Raw genomic sequence first — 22731 nt, forward strand, 5'->3', positions numbered from 1 at the left:
CGCAATGGTTTGCGGCGGTGAATCGTGTCTACGATTCGCGGCCATTGGGCGGCCAGTGCGCGTCGACAGGTCTATAATCCGCGTTGGGTTTGGCTGACCTATCTTTTCTTTTCGACCGGACGTCCCAACCGCTGGGTGATTTTGATGCGCATCGCGCCACGATTCTTGCTGGCCCTTGTTTTCTGTTTCTCGCTGTCCTGTGGTGTTCCCCGTGGCGTCGCGCCCGTCGTCCGGGCACAGAACGGCAGTTTTCTGGATGAGTTGTTCCGGTCGATTGCCGCGGCCAAGGCCCAGCGTGAAGCGGAGGAACGTCGCCAAGCCGAACAGCAACGCCAGCAACAGCAACCGCGGCCGTCGTCTCCGACACCCAGTCGCGACCAGCGTCCGGGTGGCCGGTCGGTCGATCTGCCGTCGTCGTTTTTTCCTCCGGGACCCGATGGCAGGCCCGCCAACCCCAACACGCAACGTATCTCCCCCACCCGCCCCGACGGATCGCCTGCACCGGGGCCGAATCAGACCAGCGGTCGAAATTCCCCGCTCCAGCCGATGCAGCCGCGACGCGGCGGACGGAACAGCATCAGCGTGAAATCGCAGGAGGCGGCCCAGTTCGTGCGACAGTTGGTCGATTTTGCATCGTCGGCGGACCAGATGGCCCATGCGATGCGTGATGAGTCACGACGCATTCCCGCGTTGCGACCCAAGTTGGGCGAAGCGTATCGCTTGGCCGCCGACAGCCGGACGCTGATCGAACGTTGCGACGGGCTGGCATCCTTGGACCAGATTCATGACCCCTATTGTGAGATTGACGCTCGGTGGCGAACGCTTTCGTTTGAATTGCGTTCGATCAACGGATTGCCCGATTCGGTGCGCCAGCCACTGCGTCGCTGTGACGGGGCGTGTTCGGCGATGGCCAAGATGCACCATGTCCAACCGCAATTTGATCGTGTGGCCTTGCGTGAGGTGCTGATCACCGCGTCGGCGCATTTGTTGTCGTTGGAAGACGATTTACGTTTGGCGGTCGTATCACCACAGCGTGCCGCGGGCCTGACCAGCGAATGTCGCAAGCTGCGCCAGATCGTGATTCGCGAAAGCGGCGAACTGGACCGGGCCTCCTACGACCAGGCGGTCACGGAGTTCAATGAATTCAGCATGCGGTATCGTGATTTCGCCGCCCGGTGTTCGACGATCGACAACCCGCACGTCCAAGCCCGGCTGGACCGAATTGCCCAGTGCGGCACCGACACCTATGCACTGTTGTGGATGACGCCGCCCGCTCCGGCGGTCGACATCGAACACTTGGCCCAGCATTTGAACCGTGGCGCCGACCAGCTGTTGGGGCAATTGAACTTCGGCAGCCTGTTCCATCTGCCCAAAGAAACGCAGTTGCAAATCTTTGATCTGGGGCGATCGCTGTCGGCCAGTTGTGACCACTTGGTCCAAGAAGCCGGCTCCGGTGCATCTCGTAGTGACTTGGTCGAATGTGTGAGCGAAATCCAACGCAGCTGGGATCCCTTGCAGCGTCATTTGGCGTCGGTCCAGACCATTCCTCCGGCGCTGGTCGATGCCGTCGGTCGCGACTTGGTCCAGATTTGTGCGGCGTTGGGGATCGACGATCGTCCCCAAGCGATCGACATGCGTGAATTGGTGGAACTGGCCGCCGCACTGGAAGGCAGCAGCGAATACCTGCGCGCCGACGTCGACCGTTACGAACGTTACATGCAACCCGGGGCGTATCGCGTGATGATGGATCGATCGTCGGATCGTCTGTACGACCAGTCCAAACGATTGCACGCCGAGCTGAGCCGGGGGGAAGATTTGCAGCGATTGCAGTCGACCACCGACCGCATGCTGGAAGCCTGGGATGAACTGTCCGCGGGGATGCAGGACCTGGATCGACACGGTCTGTCGCCCAGCCGTGCGGACCGTTTGCGTCGTTCGCACCAGGAACTGTTGCCGATCGTCGCGCGTTTGGCCGCGGCGCTGTCTAGTCGACAGTGACCCCGACTTGCGGCTAAAAACGCGGGCAGATCGATTCGCATTCCCACCCTTTTGCCCGCGCCAGCCCCATGATCCGTTCGGTCACCTGCCCCAAGTGCGGAAAGACTTCCAACGTGCCTGAACACATCGCCAGCGTGCGGTGTTCCAAATGTGGCAAGGTCTGGAACCCAGGCGAGGATGCCGCCGCGGCCGAACCCAAGGTCGATTTGGCCGCCAAAATGGCGGGCTATGAAAACGAAGGCGGCGGGAAATCAAAGAAGAAACGCAAGAAGTCGAAATCCTCCGGCGGCAGCAACAAAGTTGCCGCGATCGTCGCCAGTGTCATCTTCGTGGTCGCGTTGGCCGGCGTAGGAATCTATCTGTGGCTGCAGCGGGATCCTGCGCCCCAGGTGGCCGCCGTGCAGGACGAACCGGAAGAAGAACCCGCCGATGACGACGATGTGGTCTGGGTCGCGCCGGACTACCGTGAAGTCAACATGCCCGAGGCGGACCGGAAGCGGATCTATATGGACATGCGATCGACGGCCATCACCAGCATCGAAAAACCATTGTTGCTCATCGGACCGGCTCGTGTGGCAATGGAAAAGACGCTGCAAGATGTCTATGACCGGGAAATCCGAACCCAAGCGGCGTTGCACGACGTGCCCGAAGACGACATCCGCCAAATCATCAACGAAGGTGATGCCAAGCGATGGGATACTCGTCCACGGTCCAACGCCAAACGCAACGGCAAGCGGCTGTACCCGAAATCCTGGAGCGAAGGCTGGAAACCGTAACGCGGTTTGCCAAGGTTGACGCTTGCGTCACGAATCATCGAACACGACCGTCGGGTCAAGTGACGATCCGGCTGATGAACGGCCCGCGATAGGAAAGACGAAACCAGCGATGAGCGACGAGAAGGTCCTGTGGAGAGCCGAGTTTAATCCCAAGGTGAAGTCCTACTGGCTGCTCAGCGGGACCATCGTGATGTTGTGCACGATCATCCTAATTCCGCTGATCCCCGTGTGGTTTGTGCTGGGGATGTTGGTCACCGATCGCTACTTGAAAAGCTGTTCCTGTGAATTGACCGACAGGTCGCTGAAGGTCGGCAAGGGGATTCTGGTCCGTACCGAAAAGACCGTGCCGCTGGATCGCATCACCGATCTGGGATTGGTTCAGGGGCCGATCATGCGGATGCTGGACATCGAAGCGCTTAGCGTGGAAACCGCCGGCCAGTCATCGCAAGGGTCGCTGGTGCAGTTGACCGGGATCAAGAACGGTCGTGCCTTTCGCGACGCGGTGCTGGAACAGCGTGACCGAGTGTCGATCCAAGAATCCGCACCCGTCCAGACATCGGATGCCGGCATCGATGCATCGGCCAGCCAAACGCTGGTCGAAATTCGTGACATCCTGCGACGGATGGAATCTCGGCTGGAACAGTCACAAATCGACGCGTGAAAGAAGTCGTCGGCGTCGTCAAAGAATACCGGCGTCGCTGAATAACAGCGGACGCCGACAGAAAGTGAAGCTGTGATCAGGCAGCGCGGCGGTCTTGAGCCGCACGTCGACTGGCCATTTGGATCGATTCCCGAACCAATGCGTGCGGTCCGCGTTCGGTGGTGGTCGCGTCGCTGTACCAGCTTCGTTGCTGGATCGATTGCAGAACTTTATCGGCCACTGCCACCGCACGGGCACCGGCGGCACCATCGACGGCGGGTGCACTGCCGCTGCGGATGCTGATCACAAAATCGTGAAGTTCATCCAGGATGGCGTTTCGCGGTTCCAGTTCCATGGTCTCGCACCGGAGCTTGGTTTGGAACAGTTCGCCGCTGTATCGCAGCGGGTTGTCGGTTTCGGCGTTCAAGTCGAAGGTGCGATCGACCACGCTGTCGGCCGGCCGAACCACCGAAACGGATGGCTTTCCAAAATCAATGTCGGCAAACCCGTTTGCCCCAAAGATCTGCATCGACCGTGCGGGGGTCGGGCTGATCCGCGACGCCTTTAGATTGGCGACCATGCCGCACGCGAATTCGATCCGCGTTTCAGCGACGTCTTCGTGATCGCTGATGACCGAAAGCCCGCTGGACGAAACCGACGTGACCGGCGCATCGGTCATTGAAAGCACCAGATCCAGATCGTGGATCATCAAGTCCATCACGACGCCGACATCCAGGCAACGGCCGGGAAAGCTGGACGCACGGACCGCTTCGACGTACTTCACGTCGCGTGCCAGGTCACCCAGGGAGGTGAAGGCGGGGTTGAATCGTTCGACGTGACCGACTTGCAGGGTCAACCGTCGTGCGGCGGCCAGCATGGCCAGACGCTGGGCATCGCTGCTGTCGGAAGCCAGCGGTTTTTCGACCAGCAAGTGTTTTCCGGCCTTCAGCAGCGACTTGGCGATGTCGCAGTGCAAATCGGTCGGGGCGGCGATCACGGCCGCGTCGATCTGGTCGACGATTTCCGAGGGATCGGCACAGGTGCGTACGCCGAGCGATTCGGCGGCAACCTGGCGTGCCGATTCGAACGGGTCGCACACCGCGACCAGTTCCGCGTCGTCGACTTGGCCCAGCAATTTGGCGTGGATCCGTCCCAGGTGACCGGCACCGACGACAGCGATACGTAACTTGTTCATGCGGCTTTCCTTCGGTCGCGGCCACGTCCATGACGTCCGCCACCGGTGTGTTCCAGATGATCAAACAGGTGCCTCAGCACGGGCCGAATCGGACCGATGCTAAGAAGTTCATCGCGGGCCGCATCAACTCCGACGCGGGCGCGGTAAAGCAATCGAAAAGCTTGGTTCAAGACGTTGATGTCGTCTTGAGGGTAATCGTTGCGTTTCAGACCGACGACGTTGACGCAACGCGGACGTGCGTTGGCGCCTTCGACGATCATGTACGGAGGCACATCGTGCAGCACCGTGCTCATCGCTCCGATGAAGCTAAGCTGTCCCACCGAAACAAAGTGGTGGATGCCCACGCCGCCGGCGATCGTCACATCGTTGCCGATGTGCACGTGGCCACCGATCATGCAATTGTTGGCCGCGACAATGCGATCACCCAATTTGCAATCATGGGCGATGTGCGATTGGGTCATGAAGTAATTGCTGTCACCGACGCGAGTGACGCCGTCTTCCTTTTCACTGGCGCGATTGACCGTGCACAGTTCGCGGAAGGTGTTCCCGTCGCCGATTTCCACGCGGGTGTTGGTGCCGCGATAGCTTTTATCCTGCGGATGGGTCCCGATCACGCATCCGGCAAAGATGTGATTGTCACGACCGATGCTGGTGTGACCCTTGATCGTCACATGATCTTCGATCACCGTGCCTTCACCGATTTTGACATCGGGACCGACGACACAGAAGTGTCCGATTCGAACGTTCGGGCCCAGTTCGGCTCTTGGGTCCACCGCGGCGGTTTTTTCTATCTGGGCACCCATGTCGTCTCCGGGCGTCGGTTGGGTTGTGTTGAATTTGTCATGAAGTAGGCGATCAGCGTGCGTCCGAGCAAGTTCAGTTTTCACAAACCTTGCCGCGTCGCTCAAAAAAGGGGTCAGGCCACTTTTCGTCGTGTCTGTTCGCCGGCTCGTTGTTGGGTCAGCATTTCGCTCAGTCGCTTGGCCAGCATTCCGTTCAGGATGTGGCCGCCACGGTGTGAAATGAATCGACCGATCAGGTCACAAGGCACCAAAGCCAAGTCGCCGATCATGTCCAGTGTTTTGTGCCGGCTGCATTCGTTGCGATAACGCAGCGGATTGTCGATCGGTCCGTCGTCGTCGAACACCAACAAATCATGGTGGGTGACGTGGCTGGCGACGCCCGATGCGTGCAGCGCATCGGCTTGTTCTTTGGTGACGAACGTGCGTGCCGGTGCGACCTGTCGTACGAATCGATGGGGCGTCATTTCGATCCCGAAATTGCCCGCGGGAACCGGCGAGTCATCGCCATAGTTCAACTGGTATTCGAAATAGGTTTCGCCGGAGATCGAAGGTGTGGCTTCGATCCAACCATCGTTGTGCCTCAGACGCAGCGGCTGGTGAATCACCAATTGCATGCGTGTGTCGGCTTGGATCACCAGACCGGCGGATTGCAGGGCTTCGACAAAGGCCAGGCTGCTGCCATCGAGGCCGGGCATTTCTTCGCCGTCGATTTCGACCACACAGTTGTCGATTTCAAGACCGGCCAGAGCGGCCATCAGATGTTCCACCATGGCGAACGAAGCATCGCCGTCACGCAACAGCGTTCGAAAGCTGATCGCGTCGCTGCGGTCGGTGGTCGCCAGCAACGAAGGCTGGTCGGGCAGATCGCTGCGGACCAACCGCACGCCGGTGTTGACCGGTGCGGGGCTGATCGTCAGGTGGACGTCTTGTCCGGACCAATAACCACGACCGCGGACAGAGCACGGGCTGGCGATGGTGTGTTGGTTCCGCCCGGTCGGTTTGCCCGACGCGGTGGTTGGTGTGCGTGAACCGTCCATGCCCGGCCTCCTTGCCGGCAGGTGTTCAGAATCAAACGATCGGTTTGACACACGCGCGGTCCGGTCCATCGCTGGCCCGAACCGCAGGTGATGTCAGTTCATCGCTGGTGTCGACGGGATCAGCGGGCGGATGTGCCGGCGTTACCCTGGGCGATGCGTTGGCTCAAGATCTTCATGATCGCGGCGGTCATGTCCATCGACGAATCGTGATAGACGATGTTCTTCATGACGCCACGGACGACCGAGTCGCCTTTGGCCTTGTCCATGTCTTCGCTGTTGTAGCGCAGCACCAGGTTGATCTTGTTGTACTTGGCAACGTCCGCAACGGCGGCAGCAATTTGCTGGTAGTTGTCAAAGTAGATTTTGGCTTCGGCGTCGGCCAGTTCCTTGCGGGTACGGGCCATTTCCAAACGCAGCTTCGATTCCATCGAGGCGACTTTTTCTTCTTGCTGCGTATAAGCCGGGGTGCCGGGGCTGAAGGTCTTCAGCTTTTCGACTTCCTTTTGCAGTTCTTCACGTTTTGCTTTGAACTGTTCGTCGTAGCTTTTCAGCTTTGATTCGACGGCAGCCACTTGAGCCTTGATGGCTTCGTGTTCTTTGAAGATCTTGGCCACATCGACGACTGCGATGCGGTGGCCGGAGTCCTGAGCCGATGCGACGGTGGTCACCGAAGCCAGGGCTGCCGTGAGGGTCAAGACGATGGCCAGTTTGACGATTGATCGCACGTCCGCTCTCCTTGCGTAATGTTTGCGAGAATGTGGGTTCACCAGCGATGGTTGTCGCCGCGGCCGCGAGCCGATCGATTTCAGTCCATCCTAAATCGATCATTGCCCACGACGTTGCCGCGTCGCTTTCGACCGTCGCTTTGGTCCTGATGGGCGACGGCTAAATGAACTTCGGCGGATTGTGTCAATCGCCCGATTCCAGGGCAAGATCGATTGGCCGCGGAAATCGCGGGGTTGATGGTTTTTTTTGACGATTCGGCGGGCCCGAAATCTGGATGAATTGCCCACTTCATGGCGTTGATCGGCCGACATCCCTCCGATTGGCAAGCTTTACCGCCTAGACTGACTTTCCCTTTTGTTCCGCATCCGACGGTCGTTCGGCTTGTTGCGGTCGTTCCGCATGTCGGGATCGTTCGGCATGTGGCGGTCATTCCAGATGTTTCGCCCGGCGGGGTCGGATCATAGTCCTGGTTCCGGTGGTGCCGATCTTAAGGGACATGACGAAAACGCCTGTCCTGACGATTCGACGCCGTGGGATCCTTTGCCGGATCACCGATGGCGTATGCATCGCGGTCGGCTTGCTGGTGATCACCGGTTGCGGCAGCCTGACCGGCGGCCGACAAGCCGATTCGATCCCTCCGGTGAATTCCGCCGAAACGGCACCGACGGTTTGCGAAACGCAGCAATCGTTGATCCAAACAACGGCCGGACAGTGCAAGGCGATGCCGGCGACGGTTTCACAGGCGACGTTTCACGACGCGGACCCCTACAGCCCGGCCCGACGCCAGATCATCGGGCGACTTTGTACCAGCGATCTCGACGCGGACGCGAGCGATGAGCAACACTTGGTCGGGAACGATTCGGGCAGGATCGACGACGCAGGCGAAACGCCGGCGACCGGCACCGTCCGCCCGCAGGCCGATTTCCAGCCGATTCGACTGAAACCGGCCATGGCCGACAGCCCTTTCGGCCCATGAATCCTGTCGACCCGTTAATCCTTTCCAACCGCGGACCCGACACGGTTCGTCGGTTGCCCCCATTCAGGATGATGATTCAGACGTCCGGATGGATTCGCAGACGCCGATCGTTCCCGCCAGCCCCTGTTTTTGCGTTCAGTAAACCCCGCCGAGTCTTCGTCCCATGCGCCGCACCCCCATTTCCGCGCAAGCCGACCGAACCGAATCGCGTTCCGCATCGATCACCGTGATCGACCCCAGCCCACTGTCTCTGTTGGCGTTGGCGGGGGTTTTAGATGCCGAAGGCTGGAAATGCGTGTGCGGCCGCAACAACGACATGGCGGTTGCGGCGCTGGACATGGGGCCGCAAGACCTGTTCGTCTTTGACGTCGGCGATGACGCCGCGGCGGTGTTGGACACGTTGGCCGCGATCCGAAGCCGCGAAGAGTACGAGAAGGTCCCCGCGGTTCTGTTGGCCGAATCTCAATGGGCGGGGCTGGAAAAGCAGATCGAATCGCTGCCGGTCACCCGCTGTTTGTTCAAGCCGATCGATCCGCCTTCGTTGGTGGCGGTGGTCCAGCAATTGTTGTGGATGCCGGGTCTGGTCGAAGCCCATCGTCGTCGCGGTTCTCGCCCATCGCGTCCGGGCTGGGTGAACCTGTAAACTTTGGCGTCGTTCGACGCCGAAGCGCGAACGGATTGTCACTTGGCTGCATAGCATCATGTGGCTGTTGTGATCCCCCGTTTGCGAAAAAGGCTTCGCAGTGCTATCGATCGAATCGCTGACGAAGACCTTTGAACTACCGTCCGGTGTTTTGACAGCGGTGGACGACATCAGTTTTCAAGTCCACCCGGGCGAAGTTTTCGGGCTGCTGGGCCCCAACGGTGCCGGAAAAACCACCACGATGCGGATGGTGCTGGGGTTGCTGGAACCCGATGCGGGGTACGCGGAAGTCGACGGCGCAAGGACCAGCGAAGACCCGATCACGGTCAAATCACGCTTGGGTTTCGTTTCGGCCAGTGACGGCGTTTACCCCTGGCTGACCGTCCGCGAAATGTTGTTGTACTTCGCCGACTTGTACGGCGTGGCGCCCGCCGGGGCCCGGCGTCGATGTGACGAATTGGCCGAACTGATGGACATCACGTCCCTGCTGGACCGGCGTGCCGGGGAACTCAGCACCGGCCAGCGGCAACGGGTCACTCTGGTCCGGGGGCTGATCCACGATCCGCCGGTGATGTTGTTGGATGAACCGACCCGAGGTCTGGACGTCGTCGGCGTTCAGACGATCTTCCACTACATCCAAGAACTGCGATCGATGGGCAAAGCGGTCGTCGTTTGCACACACCGACTGGACGAAGCGGAACGATTGTGTGACCGTTTCGGGCTGCTGCACCGGGGTCAGTTGGAACATCTGGGAACACTGGACGAATTGCTTCAGCGGACCGGAAAGTCAAATCTGGCCGACATCTTCATCGACCTTCTGGAATCGCACTAACCTCACGACCCAGCCCGACCCGGGATTTCCGCACCGATCCTGGGATCACCCCCGCACGTGGACTTACGAAGGACGCCGATTCGTTGAACGCCAGCCGTCTGTTTCGACTATGCCGTAAAGAGTTGCGGGAAACCCTGCGCGACCGGCGCACGATCATCACGTTGGTCTTCATGCCGCTGTTGGTCTATCCGCTGCTCAGCATGGCGTTGCACCGTTTTCTGCTGAACAATTCGGAGGCTACCGAGACCGCGTACAAGATCGGCGTGGCAACGGTCGACGAAGCCGACTTGTTGGACATCTGGATCAACAGCCCCGACGCGATGCCGCCGGACGAAATCCTGAAGGCCAACGGGGATCGTGTCGCCGAGTTCGAGATCTTGCTGACCGACATCAGCCCACTGGCCGCGCTGGAAGCCCGCGCCGTCGACGTTGCCGCCGAAGTCACGATGGGTGGCCCTGACCAACAGCCAGCCGTGAAAGTGACCTCGTACAACGGCGACGCGGTCGGACGATCGGCGCGTCGCATCCTGGTCGAACGGATCCAGTGGTTCAAACTGCGAATGGCCGAAAGATTCGCCGATCGTTTTGCCGCCGGGCCTCGGTACCGTCAGCCCGTCGACGTGGAAATCGCCATGATGGGTGAAGACAAATCGACATCCATGCTGGGCACCGTCGTGCCCTTGGTGCTGGTTTTGATGACCATCACGGGAGCGGTCTATCCGGCGATCGACTTGACAGCCGGTGAACGCGAACGTGGGACCATGGAAGCGCTGATGGCGTCACCGGTTCCACGCAGCGCCGTCTTGATGGCCAAGTACATCGCCGTGGTGACGGTCGCGTTATTGACGGCGATCGCCAACTTAACGGCGATGTTCACCACGCTTTGGGCCGGTGGACTGCTGCCACTGTTGACCGGCGACGATCATTCGATCGGTCCCGTCACGGTGTTGCAGATCTTGACGCTGTTGGTGCTGTTCAGTTGCTTCTTTTCGGCCCTGTTGTTGTCACTGACAAGCTTTGCCAGATCGTTCAAGGAGGCTCAGGCCTACCTGATTCCCATCATGCTGTTGTCGCTGGCACCGGCAATGGTCTCGTTGTTACCCGGCATCGAATTGACTGGGCCATTGGCGATCGCACCACTGTTGAACATCGTCCTGCTGACACGTGACGTATTGGCCGGCGACATGACACCGGTCGCCGCCGGCGCGACAATCGCCAGCACGTTGGCTTATGCCGCAGCCGCCATCGCCGTGGCGGCCAAGTTGTTCGGGTCCGACGCGGTGTCACGCACCAGCGGCCAATCGATCGGCAGCATCTTTTTGCGACCGTCCAAGGCTCGCGAAACGCCCACGTTGCAAGTCGCCGCGACCGTTCTGGCGTTATTGGTGCCGATCTATTTCGTGGTCTCCAACGGTCTGATCCGCTTCCTGGACAGCGCCGGCGACTCGTTTCAAATGTCGTCGCGATTGGTGTTGAATGCGGTCGCGTTGGCGGTCACCTTTGGCGGCGTTCCGTTGCTGGTGGCTTGGTTCAACCGGCTGAAGCTGGTCCCGTCGTTCCGATTGCGAACCTTTCCATGGGCCGCCGCACTTGGCGCGATCATTTTGGGCTTGGGCGCCTGGGTGTTTGCCCACGAAGCGTTCGTCTTGGCCGATGCGGTGGGAATCAAGGGATTGACCGAAAGCAAAATTGCGCAAACCGAAAAAGTGCTGGAAGCTTGGAAACAAGTTTCTCCGGTGCTCCTATTGGCAACGCTTGCCATGACACCGGCGGTGATCGAAGAACTGTGCTTTCGCGGGTTCCTGTTTTCGGCTTTTGCCAAAGTCATGTCACCGGCCAAGACGATCATCGTCACCGCCGTTCTGTTCGGTGCTTTTCACGTCTTGACGGGCAGCGCCTTGTTGCTGGAACGTTTTGTTCCCTCCACCTTGCTGGGATTGATTTTGGGATGGGTCGCCTACCGCACCGGCAGCGTCATTCCCGGCATGCTGATGCACTTCGTTCACAACGGGTTGTTGGAACTGGCGGCACGTTATGAAGACAAGCTGACGTTCTTGGGTGAAGGGTTCGAAGATCAATCACACTTGCCGGCGTCATGGTTGATCACCGGTGCAGTATTGTCGGCAATCGGTGTTGCCTTGCTGTGGTGGGCGACAAGACGTGGGGCCGTGCCGAGTGAAGAGTCGGAAATTCAGACCGCCAGGATCGCAACCGACGATCCGGAACCGGTTGCATCAGATTCGGAAGCTCTGAATCAGTCAACGAACGGCGAAGACTGACCGAATTTGCCAGTGAAGACTTGTGCGGACAGCGGGTTGCGTTTGCGAGCGCCGTTTTCTCGGTCGGCCCACTGTTGGTTTTGATCATCAGCCGGCGCGGTGGTGTCGGGATAGCCGATCGCGATGGCCGTTTGCGGTTCGACGCCCTCGGGCAGTTCGTATTTCTGGCGGACCACCGACAAATTGATGCCCGCCATCTGGTGAACCTGCAATCCCATCTCGGTCGCCTGGAGTGCCAGGTATCCGGACGCCTGGCCCAGATCATGTAGCGCGACGCGGTTGGGCTTGCCGTTGTACTGGAACGTGGTCCGGATGCAGGTCAGCATCAACACGCCGGCACGACTGGCCCAGGCTTGGTTGGCCTCCATCAAGCATTCCAGCATCGTCTGGAATTCAGGTTCGTCACGACGTCGAGCGACGATGAAGTACCACGGTTGATCGTTGAAACTGCTGGCCGCCCAACGTGCGGCTTCCAGCACACGCCGAATCTTCTCGTCTTCCACCGCCTGATCCGCAAACCGATATGGACTCCAGCGATTGGCAATCGCGGACAGGACGGGCAGATCAACGGGGTTCCGTGTTTCAGATATTGCCATCGTATGAGGTCTCTATGGATTCGAGCGTTTGATCGACGTGAACTTGCAATGAACCACCGCATCGGACGGCGATCGGTGCGAACATTCGACTGCAATGTCCGTTTGAACGAAAGATACCGCCATGGCAAGCATCGGGTACGTCTCTGGCAGCCGAAAGTGTCAACATAAAACGTTGTCTGCAGTTTCCTTGCGCCCCGTCTCGGCGTACTTATTGCCCAGCTTCGACAGTTATGATGACCTTGATCGATCCGTCGAAAGAGCGCCCTGATTAGCAAACGAAAAAATGTCGAACCCGAATTTCGCGGACGCAGCCAAGACAGTCTTGATCCATCGGATCACCGTCGCCGTTTGGATGGCAGCACTAATCGTCACCAGCGACCGATCGTCGGCCGAACCTCCCAACGTCGTGATGGTGCTGACCGATGACCAGGCCCCTTGGGCGTTTGCGACCGCCGTGCGTTCGGGGCAATTTCCCGGTGTTCCGATTCCATCGACGCCCCATCTGGACCGGCTTGCCAGCGACGGTGCAGTGTTTCGCAATTTCTTTTGCACCACCCCGGTCTGCAGTCCCGCACGCGCCACATTGATGACCGGTCGCTACGCAAGCGATTTGGGGATCGCCGACTTCATTCCTCAGCCCGGTCACAAACTGTATGACCCTGACCGTGCGGTTTTCTTGGATCCCGACACGACCACGACGATCGCAGAAGTGTTTCAGTCACACGGTTACCGCACGGGTCTGATCGGCAAGTGGCATCTCGGTGATTGGACCGACAGTAACGATCGTTCAAAGCACCCGACCGCCCATGGTTTCGACACCTTCATGGGGCTGACCGGTGGCGGCACGAAGCCCAGCGATCCGGAACTGGAAAAAGATGGAAAGCTGCGGCAATTCAAAGGTCTGACAACCGACATCCTGACCGATCATGCGATCGAATTCATCGGTCAAAACGTGGACCAGCCATTTTTTTTATGCTTGTCCACTCGCGCACCCCACGGGCCTTGGTTGCCGGTCGCGCCGGAGGACTGGGAACCGTACCAAGATATGGTTCCGACCATTCCGGATGACCCGGATTTGGACAGAAAAGCGATCCGCAAGAAGATGAAAGAATACTTGGCCAGCACGTCGGGCGTGGATCGCAATCTTGGTCGGCTGTTGAAGGTGATCGACGATCATCAGCTACGCGACAACACCGTCGTTATCTTCACGTCGGACCATGGTTACAACATGGGTCACAACGGGATCTGGCACAAAGGCAACGGGATCTGGGCGACCAAGCAGAAGCCGCCGGGCGAAACGCATCATGGTGTGCGTGTGATTTCGCCAAAGTACCGGCCAAACCTTTATGACCTTTCGCTTCGTGTGCCCGCGATCGTCCGCTGGCCGGGCGTCGTCAAGCCTTCGACCGTGGTCGATGCGACCGCGACTCACTTGGATTGGTTTCCAACACTGTGCTCCGTCGCGGGCGATGAAGCGTCCGCCGATGGCTTGCCCGGTCGCGATCTTTCGCCACTGTTGGCCGGCAAAACACCCGACGATTGGGATCAAGATTTCTATTCGGAATACGACATGATCAACTACGCACGGGCGTCCTTGCGTGGTTACCGAACGCCACGGTTCAAGCTTGTCCGCGATCGGTGGAACGATGGGTGTGACGAGTTTTATGATCTTCGTTCCGACCCTGCCGAAAACGAAAACCTCATTCACAGCGACGATCCAGAAATCAAAAGCGCAATCGAAGCACTGGACGCCAAGTTGATGTCGATCGAACGTCCGGCATCGCAAGCACTTAAAATGGGGCGATAGTTCGGCGAGCAGCCATGCAAAAAGGCCACCGCTTCACAGGTCGCCCGCACTTGAAGTTGCAGGCAGTTGTGAAAGGGAGGCCTTTACAGCTGTATCACTCAGGGCAACCGATCAACATGAATCGGTCGCCGTTTCGGACGACGTGAATCGTCTGGCGTTATCGGATGCCGGTTGCACCCGAAGGCTGTTACCAGCGACCGCGTCCGCCACCACCGTTGCGGTTTTCCCGCGGGCGTGCTTCGTTGACGGTCACGGCGCGGCCCGCGATTTGTTGATCGTTCAGGCCGGCGATGGCTTCTTGGCCCGCACCGCCGTCACGCATTTCGACAAAGGCGAATCCGCGCGAACGTCCGGTGTCACGGTCTTTGATGATGTTGATCGAAGCGACGTCGCCGAATTCGCCGAAGGCGCTTTCCAGGTCGTTTTCAGTCGCGTCAAAGCTAAGGTTGCCAACGTAAATGTTCATTCAAGAAACTCCAAACTAGAAATAGGTGCCGGTTTCCCGGAGGTATTTCAGGAGTTCGTAGAGGCCGATCACGCGGGATGTATGGTGACCCGTGACCATCAGATCGGTGCGTCGCACCAAGTTCAATTCCAGCCATGAAACGCCGGAACAATCGAAGAAGGGATCAATCAGAGAGCGAAACTAAATCTCGGTCCGGACGAAAATCCAACTCAACCGTTACAACAACTTGTCCGAAACTACTTTTCCAATTCTCTCTCGACTTCCTGTGGGCGATCGCCGCAGACTTGCACGCGTCGTGCATCAAACGAATTCAACAATCGCCTTTGCGACTATCGCCTGATTCGGGTTCGGTGTCGACCCATAATCCGAAGATTGTCGGTTTTCAGCATCGAATGATCGGTTCTCACCGGTGGTTTTTCACGTCAATGGTTGCCGGGCGGCGGTGGATCATGCGTCCTTGCATTTGATGAAGTTTTCGGATTTCTCCGGTTCGGCGTTGGCTTTTTCGGCGGACAGTTGTACCCTTGCACCGTACGAACAAGCAGACGGATGCTGCTTTTCGACGTCGATCGGGTTGAATAAGACACGGAGCCGGACGGTTCTGGAGCGGTCCGATCGCGAGAATAATCGCCGGGAATCACTCTCGGTTTCTCGACCTGGTGAACGCAGAATTCACCGTCTGCTGTTGTTGATTCGGTCGTCTGGACCGGTTCGGACTGCGACTCGCGTTGATGGGAAACGCAACGGTTTTGGAACCTTCTTGTTGGTCCAAAACAACGCGCCGAAATTTGTTGTTTGTGATTGATCGCTCATGCGTTCGATCCACTTCGGCGTCACCCGCGTTCATCCGCCGCAAGCCCAAGGGTTTGCCCAGCGTCGCAACCAATTCACAAATCATGGCCCGGTCCGCAATCGAAATCGGACCGCCCCGCAAATCCACTATCACGCAGTGGTCGCAAACCGCTCCGCGGAACCTTCCGGCGACCGAAGCAAGCAAACAAAAAAGACATGAATAAATTCGATTCGATCCAACTCGCGCCGCCGATCCAAAAAGCACTGAAATCGCTTGGCTACAAAACGCCCACTCCGGTGCAAGCCCAAGCAATTCCTCCCGCAGTCGCCGGCCAGGACGTCTTGGGGTGCGCACAAACCGGAACCGGAAAGACGGCCGCGTTCGCGCTGCCAATCCTGGACTATCTGGAAAACGACCGACCCGAAATCATCCCGAACCAGCCGACGACGCTGGTGTTGGCCCCGACGCGTGAATTGGCGATCCAGATCGGCGACAGCTTTCGTGACTACGCCAAGCACCTGAGAATCCGACTTGCCGTGATCCACGGGGGCGTCAATCAGGTTCCCCAAGTCAAACAAGTGCGACGAGGGGTGGATGTTTTGGTCGCCACGCCAGGCCGCTTGCTGGACTTGATGAACCAGGGCCACATCGATCTCAGCGGTGTTGAAATCTTCGTGTTGGATGAAGCCGACCGAATGCTGGATATGGGATTCTTGCCGGCCCTGAAAAAGATCATTGCGGACCTGCCCAAGGACCGCCAATCGCTGTTTTTCTCCGCGACCATGCCGCCCAAGATTCAAGCTCTTGCAGGCGAATTGCTGTTCAACCCGGTGTCCATCGACGTCACGCCCAAGACCAAAAGTGTCGATCTGATCCGCCAGTCGATCCGTTACGTCCGGCGCGAAGAAAAACTGGATTGTCTTCACCGACGGCTGACCGAACCCAACATGGATCGCGCTATCGTGTTCACGCGAACCAAACATGGTGCCAACGCATTGGTGCGAAAGCTCGATCGCCAAGGTGTCGTTTCCGCTGCGATTCACGGCAACAAATCACAATCCGCCCGACAGCGTGCGTTGGACGCGTTTCGCGACAAGAAGATTTCCGTCTTGGTGGCCACCGACGTCGCCGCCCGCGGGATCGACATCGCGGGTGTATCCCACGTCATTAACTTTGACATGCCGGTCGAAGCCGAAAGCTACGTCCACCGGATCGGCCGAACGGGACGCGCCGGATGCGATGGCATCGCGATTTCCTTTTGCACGGCGGACGAACTCGATGAACTTCGGTCGATCGAAAAATTGATCGGCCGGAAAATTGACATCGAAAATCCTGATGCGAAGTTCCGCCATGACGGCGCCTCGGCGGACTCACGCAAACCGACTCGATCCAACCGATCCGGCGGGCGTGCCCCACAGAACCGTCGTCGCAATCGCGGTGGCAGCACTAGCGGACGCAAACGTCAATCACGCACCGCAGCGATGGCCCGCTAAAATACCCGATAAGAATCGTCGCCATTGCTTCCTCGAAAGCCGCGATCGGCATTCCACCTCCCCGCCCGGCCCCGTCTCCTCCTCTAGGACGACGTTGGGACAAGCCCGCGTGGTAGACTGAGCCTCTGTGATCTTCGATCGACCGAGAGCCTCGTTTTGGTGGGGGTGCGATGACAAAGAGAACGCTAGTCGCGATGGTCACCGGAAGTGTGATTGTCGCGGCCATGATCGCGATGGTCGAGTTTCGGTTGCGACGACCGGTCGGCGATGGTCCAGCCGGTCCTAAAGTTTCTGATGCTCCTTTTGATGGCGTGTGGACCGATAGAACGGTTCAGCTTGTCGGAATCGGTGACAGTGTCACGCGTGGCTTGGGCGCGCGGACGACGGCACACAGCTATTTTCAGCGGCTGATCAAAAATCCGCCGGACGAGTGGTCGGATATGCGTGGCAAATGCCTTTCGGCGGTGTTGCCCAATTTGCAAACGACGAACTTGGCCGTCTCGGGCAGCACGTCTCCGATGCATCTGGATGTTATCGAGAATGACTTGCCGTCCTATCCCGACGATGTCTTCGGCTTGGTGGTGATGACCACCGGAGGCAACGACTTGATTCACAGCTATGGTCGCTTGCCGCCAAGGGAAGCCGCCATGTTTGGCGCCACATTGCAGCAGGCGTTGCCATGGATCGACCGCTTCGAAGCACGTTTGAACCAAATGCTTCAGCGGACGATCGATCGCTTTCCCGGCGGATGCGAGATCTACCTGGCCGACATCTATGATCCGACCGACGGCGTGGGCGACGGCGCCAGCGTCTTTCTACCCGCATGGCCAGACGGGCTGGAAATTCATTCGCGGTACAACGAAGTCATCCGCCGCGCGGCGGATCGTAATGCGTCCGTGCATCTGGTTCCGCTGCACGAAACCTTCTTGGGGCACGGTTCGCATTGTCGCCAATTTTGGAGATCGACCTATGACGCCTCCGATCCACACTATTGGTTTTGGGATAACATCGAAGACCCCAACACACGCGGCTATGACGCGATACGAAGGGTGTTCTTGAATGAAATCGTGCGTAACACCAGCCTGCGAATGGAATCGAACGCTCAATCGTTGGTCAGCGAAGGCTAAGTCCACCAAAGCTCGAAGCGGGCAACCCGCTTCATCGTCGCCTTTCGCTCCGCGAAAGTAGCGTTCCGGACTCCAAAGTCTGCTCCCTCCACTCGCCGAACACCCGCAAACGAAACGCACCGCATCGGCGCACCAACTCCGGTCACCGGCGACGCAACCCTAAAAAGACCCCCGTCCCCTTTGTGCAGTCAAAGTCGCCTTTCGCTCCGCGAAAGTAGCGTTCCGGACTCCAAAGCCTGCTCCCTCCACTCGCCGAACACCCGCAAACGAAACGCATTGCAACGGCGCACCAACTCCGATCACCGGCGACGCAACCCCAAAAAAGACCCCCGTCCCCTTTGTGCGGTCAAAGTCGCCTTTCGCTCCGCGAAAGTAGCGTTCCGGACTCCAAAGCCTGCTCCCCCCACTCGCCGAACACCCGCAAACGAATCGCATTGCAACGGCGCACCAACTCCGATCACCGGCGGCGCAACCCCAAAAAGACCCCCGTCCCCTTTATGGCTTGCGTTGATAGACGCGGACATAGTCGATCAGGTACTGCTGGGGAAAGATGCTGTCGTCGATCTTGCCGCCCCAGGTGCCGCCTAAGGCTAGGTTGATTAGCAAGTATTGAGGCTTACGGAACGGATTGTCCGCACCCTCGCCTGCCTTATCGATTCTGAAGGTGTGATACTGGGTGTCGTCGAAGAAAAAGTGGATGTGGTCCTCGTCCCACTCGATCGCGTAAACATGAAAATCGGCGTACGGTTCGGTTGTTGCCAATTTGCCATGGTCCGAGCGATGTTGCCCGTCGACTGAGAAATGAGCGTTGCCGTGGACATGCTGGGGTTCTTTGCCCACAAATTCCATGATGTCGATTTCCCCACAGCGAGGCCAACCGAGTTCGGAACGGTTGCTTCCCAGCATCCAAATCGCCGGCCACACGCCGGTGCCTTGAGGAAGTTTGGCGCGGACTTCGATACGGCCGTAGGTCCAATTCGCTTTGTGTCGCGTCACCACGCTGGCCGCGGTGTACTGGGCATGCGATCGACTCTTTTGCCAACTTCTGGAATTGGGTTCATAGTCGGGGTTGGCGTACTTTTCTTTTCGCCCTTCAATGATCAAAACTCCGTCCTTCACGCGAGCGTTTTCCGGGCGCGCTTCGGTGTAGTACTGTGCTTCCTCATTGCGGATGAATCCGACTTCGTATCCCCATTTCGATTCGTCGGGTAACCCGTCCACGTCAAATTCATCGGACCAGACAAGTTTCCAAGGTTCGGCGGAGGCATCGGTGGCGGCCAAGGTCAACAGCAACAGGGCGGTCAGACATCGCATGATCGGAGGAAGCTCCATGGGGATGTGTGGATTCATTGATCGGGAACCATGATCAAGTTAAGCGATGGCCGACGATCGCGTCCACGCGGTGGGTGCGACAACTGTGCTGTCGTTCAGCACTTTCGCGAAGTGGTCAGCATCCAATGCGAAGCCGCAAGGGATGTCTAAAGAGAATCGTTGACGACTAGCCGATCGGCGCAGGGCAACAATCATCGGTTTCGGCCAAGCGATGTCGCGTCTGTGCTTGCGTTATACTTGCCGGCGATTGAACGAGATTGACCCTTTCAAGACGACTTCTTTTGGTGCACCACATGCGGATCCTTCGGCGTCTTTGGATGGTTTTGTTTTTGGTCGCGTCCGCCTTGTTGCTCAGGGTGACGCTGCAGGCGGCTGAACCCGTTTCCGTCATTTTCGATACCGACATGGCCGGCGACTGTGACGATGCGGGCGCGCTGGCGGTCCTGAATGCCTTGGCCGATCGAGGCGAAGCGGAAATCTTGGCCGTGGTGACCAACCGGAAAGATCCGGCGGGATTTTCCGGTGCCGCCTGCGATGTCATCAACACTTTCTATGGCCGCCCCGACGTTCCAATCGGGACCGACAAAGACGGTGCCAGAGCGAAGTGGAAGGGGGGAAGTTCTTACACGCCTGTCTTGGCGAAAGAGTTCCCACACGATAGCCCCGTCGACGCGGAACTTTCCGACGCGATCGACGTTTACCGAAAAACGCTTGCATCGGCAGACGACCAGTCGGTGGTCATTTGCAGTGTTGGTGCCCTAAGCAATTTGCAAGACCTTTTGGAATCGTCAGCGGACAACCACAGCCCGCTCTCCGGGGCCGAGTTGATCAGCAAAAAGGTTCGGCAAACGGTCATCATGGGTGGTGCGTTTCCCCGGTCGGCCAAGCCGGAAACCAATGTTCGACTGGATCCGCCCGCCTCGGTGGCCGTCGTCAACGATTGGCCGGGGCCGATTCTATGGCAGGGTTTCGAAGTGGGCGCGGCTTTGCATTGCGGTGCAGGTTTGAAACGGGCCCTATCCAACAATCCGGTCCGACGAGCATTCGAAGTGCGTCCGTACTTGGGCAACTTCGCCATCGATCACGGAAAGCCCGCGCATGACCAAGCCGCCGTGTTGATCGCGGTGCGTGGTCCTGAACCATCGCTATGGAAAGTCAGCGGCAAGGGAAGAGTCGTGGTTGATTCCGATGGGCACAGTGAATGGCACGCGGATGCCAGTCATCAGCATCAATATGTGTCGATCAAAGGACGTTCGGATCGTCTGATTCAAATGATCGAAGAATTGATGCTTAAATGATCCAAAGCCGGTCGGTGGCAAAGCGAAAGATGATCTCTGTGAAGCGATAAGATGGGTGACAAAGACGTTCCCAGGCGATTCGCACATGGGCTATTTAGCTGGGCTTTCGAACGGCGAATATTTCCTGTCCATAACTTTTGGATTGGCGTAACGTGAAGATTTTCGCGGCTTGGAATTTGCCGCTTTATACATTGATTGAAGGTAAGGGCCTTTTGTGATGAATAAGGTTTTGCGATTCGGACTGACGTTGACGTCGGTAAGTCTGGTGTGTGTCTGTGCGTCCGTTGTGGCCGACGCCCAGTCGGTCATCAGTGCAGCAAGAGATGCACCGCAGTGGATGGAATGTGAGATCGAATTTCGTGGTCAGCGTCACTATGACAATGCGTATGTCGACAGCACCGCATGGGTGGACTTTGTTCATGACGACGGGACGAAGATTCGTCGGCCGATTTTCTGGGACGGCGGTCAAACGTTTCGTGTGCGATTCGCTTCCACCAAGCCGTCGGGAACTTGGAAATGGACGTCCAGCAGCGATCCAGTCGACGATGGTCTGCACGGTCTTTCCGGTGAACTGACTGCGTGTCCGACCGGAGAAGCCGAGACGATTTTCCAGCGGCATGGTTTCTGGTCGATTCCGCCGGGGGAACGGAATTTGGTGCACTCCGATGGCAAGTCGTGCTTTTTGTGTGCGGATACCGCCTGGGCACTACCTTGGCGCGCCACCGTTGACCAAGCCGTTCGTTATGCCGACGACCGTGCAGAGAAAGGGTTCAACGCCGCGTTGCTGATGACCGTGATGCCGGATTCCAACACGACGGGACCTCGATCTCGCACCGAAGACGAAGGTTTCGCCGTGGGTTTCGAAGACTTGCCCAAGGGGCGGTTGCGTGAGTTGAACGCAGAGTATTTTCAGTACTTCGATTCTCTGGTGGATGCTCTGGTCCAACGTGGCGTCGCGCCCGTCTATCAGCCGGTGTTTCATGGCTATGGATGGAAAGGCGGCGGGACCGCGGGTAACAAAGTCAGCGCGGATGATTATGCGCGGTACTGTCGTTACTTGGTGGCACGCTACGGTGCTCGGCCAGCGATCTGGTTGATCGGTGGAGATGGGCCGGCGGTCAATCCGACCGTCGTCGAACAATTGGACCAGTCGGGGCAAGAAATCGAACGCTGGGATGCGTACCGGCAGCCGACGGGCATTCACTACTCGCCTCATGCTTGGAACCGAACCCACCAAGACAAGACGTGGCTGGATTTTCAGTGGTGCCAAACCGGTCACAACGGTGAACATGTGCCGGAACGTGTGGCCGACATGTGGCGAAACCAGCCCGTCAAAGCCGTCGCCAACGGCGAACCGACTTACGAGAATATCGGCGAAACCGGCAAGGGGGCCGGGTGGTGGCAGGGACACGAGGCGATCTGTAACGTCACCGCCGGGGGGACGATGGGGGTGGTGTACGGCGCCGCCAGTCTGTGGAATTGGGTGCTTCATCCCAACGAACCCGACCACGAAGTTTGGTGCACCGCGCCGGGGGCGGGCTGGGAAGAAGCATTGGAATTCGAAGGCTCGCGATATCCCGGTGTGCTGGCAAAGATCATGAACCAGTACCCGATTCGCGGCATGCAACCGGATTGGACCTGCACGTACGGTCGGCGAGGCTTGTTGATTCCTAACAAACTGTTTGTGCTGTATCTGCCCACCGGTGGCAGAACGACAATCGTTTCGACGGAGGTGCCAAGCCCGTATCGTATTTACGACTTGAAAACCGGTCAGGTTGTCGGCCAAGGTCGCTTGCCCGATGAACGTCGCCGTTCGATCGATGCAGGTGTCACTGATCAACCACGGTTGGTCGTGTTTCACACCGAAGGATAGATCACGCGTCAGGCCGGCCGCGGCCCCAGAAAAGACCCCCG

Annotated in this window: 19 protein-coding genes; 12 read left to right on the forward strand and 7 right to left on the reverse strand. The window is 58.4% G+C overall.

Translation table 11 applies throughout. The features are described 5' to 3' along the window. Positions 1–24 precede the first annotated feature (24 nt). From HFP54_RS12110 to HFP54_RS12120, 3 genes are all read left to right on the forward strand, one after another. Positions 25–1998 (forward strand): hypothetical protein, encoded by a 1974-nt coding sequence (locus HFP54_RS12110; RefSeq protein WP_168565331.1) that lies wholly within the window; start codon positions 25–27, stop codon positions 1996–1998. A gap of 68 nt (positions 1999–2066) precedes the next feature. Next, a complete protein-coding gene (locus tag HFP54_RS12115) occupies positions 2067–2774 on the forward strand; it encodes a zinc ribbon domain-containing protein (RefSeq protein ID WP_206036174.1) in 708 nt (235 codons plus the stop codon). Positions 2775–2883: 109 nt separating this feature from the next. Beyond that, positions 2884–3435 (forward strand): PH domain-containing protein, encoded by a 552-nt coding sequence (locus tag HFP54_RS12120; RefSeq protein ID WP_168565332.1) that lies wholly within the window; start codon positions 2884–2886, stop codon positions 3433–3435. 76 nt (positions 3436–3511) lie between these two features. Here HFP54_RS12120 and HFP54_RS12125 read toward each other — a convergent pair whose 3' ends face one another. The 4 genes from HFP54_RS12125 to HFP54_RS12140 form a co-directional block, all read right to left on the reverse strand. Continuing rightward, positions 3512–4609: a Gfo/Idh/MocA family oxidoreductase gene (locus tag HFP54_RS12125; RefSeq protein ID WP_146413947.1), complete on the reverse strand. Its 1098-nt coding sequence runs from the start codon at positions 4607–4609 to the stop codon at positions 3512–3514. Further along, entirely contained in the window at positions 4606–5412 is an 807-nt protein-coding gene (gene lpxA / locus HFP54_RS12130) for an acyl-ACP--UDP-N-acetylglucosamine O-acyltransferase (protein ID WP_146413946.1), read from the reverse strand. The genes HFP54_RS12125 and lpxA overlap by 4 nt, the downstream gene beginning before the upstream one ends. 113 nt (positions 5413–5525) lie before the next feature. Further along, a complete protein-coding gene (locus HFP54_RS12135) occupies positions 5526–6449 on the reverse strand; it encodes a UDP-3-O-acyl-N-acetylglucosamine deacetylase (RefSeq protein WP_168565333.1) in 924 nt (307 codons plus the stop codon). A 119-nt stretch (positions 6450–6568) separates the two neighbouring features. Next, positions 6569–7174: an OmpH/Skp family outer membrane protein gene (locus HFP54_RS12140; protein WP_196784755.1), complete on the reverse strand. Its 606-nt coding sequence runs from the start codon at positions 7172–7174 to the stop codon at positions 6569–6571. A gap of 497 nt (positions 7175–7671) precedes the next feature. Between HFP54_RS12140 and HFP54_RS12145 the strand changes: the two genes are divergently transcribed. The 4 genes from HFP54_RS12145 (at position 7672) to HFP54_RS12160 (ending at position 11905) form a co-directional block, all read left to right on the forward strand. Further along, positions 7672–8151 carry a hypothetical protein gene (locus HFP54_RS12145; RefSeq protein ID WP_168565334.1) on the forward strand — a complete coding sequence of 160 codons (480 nt, stop codon included), beginning with the start codon at positions 7672–7674 and terminating at the stop codon, positions 8149–8151. Between the two features lie 163 nt (positions 8152–8314). Next, a complete protein-coding gene (locus HFP54_RS12150) occupies positions 8315–8794 on the forward strand; it encodes a response regulator (protein WP_146413942.1) in 480 nt (159 codons plus the stop codon). A 100-nt stretch (positions 8795–8894) separates the two neighbouring features. Further along, on the forward strand, positions 8895–9626 hold the full coding sequence (locus HFP54_RS12155; RefSeq protein ID WP_146414438.1) for an ATP-binding cassette domain-containing protein: 732 nt from the start codon (positions 8895–8897) through the stop codon (positions 9624–9626). A gap of 83 nt (positions 9627–9709) precedes the next feature. Further along, positions 9710–11905 (forward strand): ABC transporter permease subunit/CPBP intramembrane protease, encoded by a 2196-nt coding sequence (locus tag HFP54_RS12160; RefSeq protein ID WP_206036175.1) that lies wholly within the window; start codon positions 9710–9712, stop codon positions 11903–11905. On the opposite strand, the gene HFP54_RS12165 is transcribed toward HFP54_RS12160, so the two are convergent. Beyond that, the gene (locus HFP54_RS12165) at positions 11881–12501 is read right to left on the reverse strand and encodes a nitroreductase family protein (protein ID WP_168565335.1); all 621 of its coding nucleotides are present in this window, start codon (positions 12499–12501) and stop codon (positions 11881–11883) included. The two genes, HFP54_RS12160 and HFP54_RS12165, sit on opposite strands and share 25 nt — an antisense overlap. Positions 12502–12853: 352 nt before the next feature. On the opposite strand from HFP54_RS12165, the gene HFP54_RS12170 reads away from it, so the two are divergent. Next, positions 12854–14308, forward strand: coding sequence for a sulfatase family protein (locus tag HFP54_RS12170; RefSeq protein WP_390657356.1), 1455 nt, complete (start codon positions 12854–12856; stop codon positions 14306–14308). Positions 14309–14495: 187 nt separating this feature from the next. Here the strand turns inward: HFP54_RS12170 and rbp are convergent, their stop codons facing one another. Next, a complete protein-coding gene (rbp, locus tag HFP54_RS12175) occupies positions 14496–14774 on the reverse strand; it encodes an RNA-binding regulator (protein WP_146413939.1) in 279 nt (92 codons plus the stop codon). A gap of 1008 nt (positions 14775–15782) precedes the next feature. Between rbp and HFP54_RS12180 the strand changes: the two genes are divergently transcribed. Further along, positions 15783–17060 carry a DEAD/DEAH box helicase gene (locus tag HFP54_RS12180; RefSeq protein WP_168565337.1) on the forward strand — a complete coding sequence of 426 codons (1278 nt, stop codon included), beginning with the start codon at positions 15783–15785 and terminating at the stop codon, positions 17058–17060. A gap of 194 nt (positions 17061–17254) precedes the next feature. Further along, positions 17255–18187, forward strand: a complete 933-nt coding sequence (locus HFP54_RS12185) for an SGNH/GDSL hydrolase family protein (protein ID WP_235951702.1) — start codon at positions 17255–17257, stop codon at positions 18185–18187. Positions 18188–18682: 495 nt separating this feature from the next. On the opposite strand, the gene HFP54_RS12190 is transcribed toward HFP54_RS12185, so the two are convergent. Continuing rightward, positions 18683–19537, reverse strand: a complete 855-nt coding sequence (locus HFP54_RS12190) for a glycoside hydrolase family 16 protein (RefSeq protein ID WP_206036176.1) — start codon at positions 19535–19537, stop codon at positions 18683–18685. A gap of 275 nt (positions 19538–19812) precedes the next feature. On the opposite strand from HFP54_RS12190, the gene HFP54_RS12195 reads away from it, so the two are divergent. Then, on the forward strand, positions 19813–20817 hold the full coding sequence (locus HFP54_RS12195) for a nucleoside hydrolase (protein ID WP_168565339.1): 1005 nt from the start codon (positions 19813–19815) through the stop codon (positions 20815–20817). A gap of 217 nt (positions 20818–21034) precedes the next feature. Then, the gene (locus tag HFP54_RS12200; protein WP_168565340.1) at positions 21035–22690 is read left to right on the forward strand and encodes a glycoside hydrolase family 140 protein; all 1656 of its coding nucleotides are present in this window, start codon (positions 21035–21037) and stop codon (positions 22688–22690) included. Positions 22691–22731 lie beyond the last annotated feature (41 nt).

It is taken from the genome of Crateriforma spongiae (assembly GCF_012290005.1).
Taxonomy (GTDB): Bacteria; Planctomycetota; Planctomycetia; order Pirellulales; family Pirellulaceae; genus Crateriforma; species Crateriforma spongiae.

Excerpts from the sequence above, each read along its gene's own strand:
- HFP54_RS12115 (WP_206036174.1), top strand. The coding sequence starts at position 2,067 with ATGATCCGTTCGGTCACCTGCCCCAAGTGCGGAAAGACTTCCAACGTG.
- HFP54_RS12120 (WP_168565332.1), top strand. The coding sequence starts at position 2,884 with ATGAGCGACGAGAAGGTCCTGTGGAGAGCCGAGTTTAATCCCAAGGTG.
- HFP54_RS12125 (WP_146413947.1), bottom strand. The coding sequence starts at position 4,609 with ATGAACAAGTTACGTATCGCTGTCGTCGGTGCCGGTCACCTGGGACGG.
- lpxA (WP_146413946.1), bottom strand. The coding sequence starts at position 5,412 with ATGGGTGCCCAGATAGAAAAAACCGCCGCGGTGGACCCAAGAGCCGAA.
- HFP54_RS12135 (WP_168565333.1), bottom strand. The coding sequence starts at position 6,449 with ATGGACGGTTCACGCACACCAACCACCGCGTCGGGCAAACCGACCGGG.
- HFP54_RS12145 (WP_168565334.1), top strand. The coding sequence starts at position 7,672 with ATGACGAAAACGCCTGTCCTGACGATTCGACGCCGTGGGATCCTTTGC.
- HFP54_RS12150 (WP_146413942.1), top strand. The coding sequence starts at position 8,315 with ATGCGCCGCACCCCCATTTCCGCGCAAGCCGACCGAACCGAATCGCGT.
- HFP54_RS12165 (WP_168565335.1), bottom strand. The coding sequence starts at position 12,501 with ATGGCAATATCTGAAACACGGAACCCCGTTGATCTGCCCGTCCTGTCC.
- HFP54_RS12170 (WP_390657356.1), top strand. The coding sequence starts at position 12,854 with ATGGCAGCACTAATCGTCACCAGCGACCGATCGTCGGCCGAACCTCCC.
- rbp (WP_146413939.1), bottom strand. The coding sequence starts at position 14,774 with ATGAACATTTACGTTGGCAACCTTAGCTTTGACGCGACTGAAAACGAC.
- HFP54_RS12180 (WP_168565337.1), top strand. The coding sequence starts at position 15,783 with ATGAATAAATTCGATTCGATCCAACTCGCGCCGCCGATCCAAAAAGCA.
- HFP54_RS12185 (WP_235951702.1), top strand. The coding sequence starts at position 17,255 with ATGGTCACCGGAAGTGTGATTGTCGCGGCCATGATCGCGATGGTCGAG.
- HFP54_RS12190 (WP_206036176.1), bottom strand. The coding sequence starts at position 19,537 with ATGAATCCACACATCCCCATGGAGCTTCCTCCGATCATGCGATGTCTG.
- HFP54_RS12195 (WP_168565339.1), top strand. The coding sequence starts at position 19,813 with ATGCGGATCCTTCGGCGTCTTTGGATGGTTTTGTTTTTGGTCGCGTCC.
- HFP54_RS12200 (WP_168565340.1), top strand. The coding sequence starts at position 21,035 with ATGAATAAGGTTTTGCGATTCGGACTGACGTTGACGTCGGTAAGTCTG.